Origin of the sequence: Ligilactobacillus pobuzihii E100301 = KCTC 13174 (assembly GCF_000349725.1) — a bacterium.
Lineage (GTDB): Bacteria > Bacillota > Bacilli > Lactobacillales > Lactobacillaceae > Ligilactobacillus > Ligilactobacillus pobuzihii.
Genome location: NZ_APCP01000111.1, coordinates 1 through 3,939 on the forward strand (window position 1 = coordinate 1; position 3,939 = coordinate 3,939).

Annotated in this window: 4 protein-coding genes and 1 pseudogene; 4 read left to right on the top strand and 1 reads right to left on the bottom strand. The window is 38.5% G+C overall.

From position 1 onward, the window contains the following. Nucleotides 1–261: 261 nt before the first annotated feature. Nucleotides 262–501 (top strand): annotated as a pseudogene (locus tag LACPOB_RS0101505) (iron-containing alcohol dehydrogenase); the annotation flags it as partial. Nucleotides 502–759: 258 nt separating this feature from the next. Here LACPOB_RS0101505 and LACPOB_RS0101510 read toward each other — a convergent pair. Continuing rightward, nucleotides 760–1,122 (bottom strand): DUF4828 domain-containing protein, encoded by a 363-nt coding sequence (locus tag LACPOB_RS0101510; RefSeq protein WP_017867073.1) that lies wholly within the window; start codon nt 1,120–1,122, stop codon nt 760–762. A gap of 292 nt (nt 1,123–1,414) precedes the next feature. On the opposite strand from LACPOB_RS0101510, the gene LACPOB_RS0101520 reads away from it, so the two are divergent. The 3 genes from LACPOB_RS0101520 to LACPOB_RS0101530 all read left to right on the top strand — a co-directional run bounded on the left by LACPOB_RS0101520 (nt 1,415) and on the right by LACPOB_RS0101530 (nt 3,886). After that, on the top strand, nt 1,415–2,317 hold the full coding sequence (locus LACPOB_RS0101520) for a phosphate ABC transporter substrate-binding protein PstS family protein (protein ID WP_017867074.1): 903 nt from the start codon (nt 1,415–1,417) through the stop codon (nt 2,315–2,317). Between the two features lie 358 nt (nt 2,318–2,675). After that, nucleotides 2,676–3,161: a CvpA family protein gene (locus tag LACPOB_RS0101525; protein ID WP_081607028.1), complete on the top strand. Its 486-nt coding sequence runs from the start codon at nt 2,676–2,678 to the stop codon at nt 3,159–3,161. Nucleotides 3,162–3,175: 14 nt separating this feature from the next. Further along, nucleotides 3,176–3,886: a matrixin family metalloprotease gene (locus tag LACPOB_RS0101530; protein ID WP_017867076.1), complete on the top strand. Its 711-nt coding sequence runs from the start codon at nt 3,176–3,178 to the stop codon at nt 3,884–3,886. Nucleotides 3,887–3,939 lie beyond the last annotated feature (53 nt).

The window sequence follows — 3,939 nt, forward strand, 5'->3', positions numbered from 1 at the left end:
CCTTTCTATTTAGTTTAGACACTTATAGTTTAGGCCTTTATGGCTTTTTTTGTTTAATTTTGACTTGTGTTGCACTTGGATTGTAAATCAGGCAAGATTTAAGTTATCTTTTGTCTAAAGAAAAAGTATTTTTTTATTCAAATTGCATGGTGGTGCATTCATTAGTATGTTACGTTTCTCACATTGGAATAGCATTTTGGTCGGTTATTATAACGTGTCGCTCTGATTTCTAATGGAGAATTGGGTATCAATATGTTAACTGGCTTGTCGACACGTGACGCGGCCGAATTGTCCGTGAAGGCAATGAAGCAGATGTCAGATGATGTGGGTATTCCACAGACAATCAAAGAGATCGGTGCTGATCCAAAAGACTTCGAATTGATGGCAGAAAATGCCCTGAAAGATGGGAATGCTGCATCTAATCCACGGGTCGGTACAAAAGAAGATATCGTGAAGTTTTTCCAAGCTGCCTATGATGGTAATTTGGACTTCTCATTTTAAATGAAGTTGATCTTAAAACAGCGTTTGTTGTTTAGGGGGTTTCGCTAAATAGCAGGCGCTGTTTGTTTGTCTAATTAATGGATCGTTCGTGGGTTAAAGTTGGCCTTTAAAATGTAAAATCGCGAACTTAAATGTTTTAGTTGTGGTGAATCAGGGAACACCATTTGCCAGGATCACTGGTCCGAAAAAGAAAAATAAGCGTAAAAAATACCCTGCTTAACTGCAAGGTTGCTTCTTTATTATAATAATAGCTTGAATTTATTTATGATCTGAATCGCAAGAGGATAATTGGTAAACACGGTCGTCAGCTTCGTCATAGACACTGATTGGATGTCCATCGATCGCATCGATCCGTAGGTGATAACCATAGGAATCTAAAAAGACTAACTCACGCTCGTTTAAGTTTAAAACTGATCCTGGTAGAGCACGTCCATCTAATGAGATCGACATGTCGACCTGAATATGTAGGTGGTGTACCCGAGAGTTATTTTCATCAGTAAATTGCCACTCTCCCGCAAAGATGTGTGCAAAACTAGCGGTAGACGAACCATGTTTTTTGTTCGGTTGGGTGATCTTTCTGATTATACTAGGCATCCGTTTACTGAAGCGGATCAATCCCATTTTTAATACCTTCTTCCTCTTATCTCTCAAGATTTATCATAGTTTAAATATACCACCATCTTAGATATAAAAACAGGAATCAGCCTTGATTTAAACGGAAATAGAAGTTTTTGAAACATTGTTGCAGTTTTGAAATGTTTTTGTATTTATAAACCGTTTTAATTGAAAATAAATATAATAAAAAAGATATTTTGGAATTTACTAAAACTTTACAAAAACAACATCAGGCCATTACCTAAAAAGTTTATTCTGTAGATAGTCAAAAAATAATAAAGATAAAGAGGGGCTTTGAATGAAAAAAGGTAAACTTGCTACGATCGCAGTCACAACTTTGGGAGTTTTGGGCTTAACACTAGCTGGCTGTGGTTCGGGGTCTAATAGTAGCGATTCATCATCTTCTTCAAATTCAGGCAAAGATAAACTAACGATCGTGGGTTCGACTGCCTTGCAGCCATTAGTTGAAAAGGCATCCTCCCAATTTCAAGAGGATAATCCAGGATCTAATATTACTGTCCAAGGTGGCGGTTCCGGTACCGGTCTTAGCCAAGTTCAATCAGGAGCGGTCCAGGTCGGTAACTCAGATATTTTCGCAGAACAACAAGAAGGGATCCACCCTGACAAATTAACAGACCATAAGGTAGCCGTAGTTGGGATGGCACCCGTGATCAATAAGGATGTCGGTGTTAAAAATGTTTCGATGGATCAGCTCCGTCAGATTTTTACAGGTAAGATCACTAACTGGAAAGAAGTAGGTGGTAAGGACCAAAAGATCTCCGTTATTAACCGGGCAAAGGATTCTGGTACACGAGCTACATTTGAAAATGCTGTCTTGCAACCAGACGACAAACCAGTTAATGCACAGGAACAAGATTCCAACGGGACAGTGCAAAAGATCGTCAAGCAAACACCAGGTGCTATTAGTTATCTAGCATTCTCCTATGTCAATAAAGATTTACAAGAACTATCGATCGATAACGTCAAGCCGACCTATAAAAATGTTTCAACTAACAAATGGAAGATCTGGTCATACGAGCATATGTATACCAAAGGCAAGCCAAGTGGTTCTGCCAAGAAGTTAGTTGATTATATCTTATCCGATGATGTGCAAAAAGGCTTAGTTTCTAAGTTAGGTTATTACAGTGTTAATAACATGCATGTCAAAATGGATCCTGACGGTGAAGTCACTAAAAAATAGCATTCTAAAATAGAATATCCAGTTAAATAATTGAATAAATTACCTCATTTGCCCAAAGGTGAGGTAATTTTTTTGCCTTGGAAAATCTTTGGCCACGACTGGTGGGCTAGTAGTAAATAGCCAATGCTTAAATTTTTGCAAAATAGCTAGTTGAAAAATTAAATTAGGTTAAAAGTAAGCTAACTTAATTAACTATATACGTGTTTGTGGGTATGATAGTTAATAAGACAGTTTCGTAGCTAGCAGCAGAAATCTTATTTAATTGACGGATAGCTGTCAGGCTAGCTATAATAAATTGCATTTGTCACTAACTAGTTTTAAAAATAGTGATCACTAAGTTTGGATGAGAGATGAGTTAATGATTTTAACAATAATAATAATTTTAATGCTGATTTTAGGAGCTTATTACGGCTACCAGAAGGGATTCGTTTTGCAATTTGGTACGTTAGTTTCCATGTTTTTAGGCTTGATCTTTGCGATGTATTATAATCAAAATGTTGCTGGCTGGGTCACTAACATCTTAAGGCAATATGCCGACTTACAAATGTCGATCCCGACTCGCTATTTTACTAATATAGTAGTTTTCTTGTTTTTGTTTCTACTGGCAAGTGGCGTTTTCCAAGGTATCTGGCGTTGGCTCAATCAGTTGACCCGTTTTCCAGTAGTGCGGTTCGGTAATTCGCTTCTAGGGATCTTGGCCGGTCTGGCTGTGCAATATTTGACAGTCTTTGTTGTCTTGAATTTATTATTGATGACGCAGTCGTCGTGGCTTCAACAGCAGTATCAACAGTCGAGTCTGGCACAATCGATTGTGAAAGTCGACGCTAATGTTTCTGAGAAATAAGGTAGTGAAAGAGTATGATGAAATGGTTTAAACGGCTAGTTTCACTAGTTGTAGTTTTATTAACAGTCAATATCTTTTTTACCCCCAATTTGGACGAAAAACTAACGAGCCAAGTTCACGACTTTGGCACGATCATCGAACGACAAGTGACTAAAAACTTTGCACAGTCTGCAGTTGAACAAGATACGCATCAAACTGATAAAGATGGGATCGAAGACATCGTTTTCGACCGACATTTATCGCAAACATATTATTATCACTTTAAAGATGATGTACCAGATAAGTTCCGCAAGGTTTACCAGCAGGCGATCGCCGTTTACAATAAGACAGGTATCGTCAAGTTGCGAGCCGGCCAGGGACAGGGAAAAGATAACGAATTGACATTAGGTGTTTACCAAAAAGAAGGTCAAAGAAAGCAACAAAATGTGGGTGGTCTACGAGAATTAGGCGTAGGCGGGCCGCGGATCTACCCGAAGATGGGGATCAATGGTAACGATATGAATAGTGGTCAGGCTAATCTAAACAGTCAATATCCACCACGCTTATCTGTGGCGATCCATGAGATCGGACACGCTTTAGGTTTGGACCATCGCAATGACCGTAATTCAGTAATGTTCCCGATCGACCAGGGAAAGACGTCCTTATCCACTGGGGATCTAAAGTTATTACGGGAAATTTATAACCAACTAAAGGTTGAAAGCACAAAAACAGACCGCAACCCTTGATATTACCTATTTGTGGTAACAAATATTAGTATTTTTCTTTTTTACGCACTACC

What these genes read in the sequence shown, in the direction of transcription:
- LACPOB_RS0101510 (WP_017867073.1), bottom strand. Translation starts at nt 1,122, where the DNA reads ATGGGATTGATCCGCTTCAGTAAACGGATGCCTAGTATAATCAGAAAG.
- LACPOB_RS0101520 (WP_017867074.1), top strand. Translation starts at nt 1,415, where the DNA reads ATGAAAAAAGGTAAACTTGCTACGATCGCAGTCACAACTTTGGGAGTT.
- LACPOB_RS0101525 (WP_081607028.1), top strand. Translation starts at nt 2,676, where the DNA reads ATGATTTTAACAATAATAATAATTTTAATGCTGATTTTAGGAGCTTAT.
- LACPOB_RS0101530 (WP_017867076.1), top strand. Translation starts at nt 3,176, where the DNA reads ATGATGAAATGGTTTAAACGGCTAGTTTCACTAGTTGTAGTTTTATTA.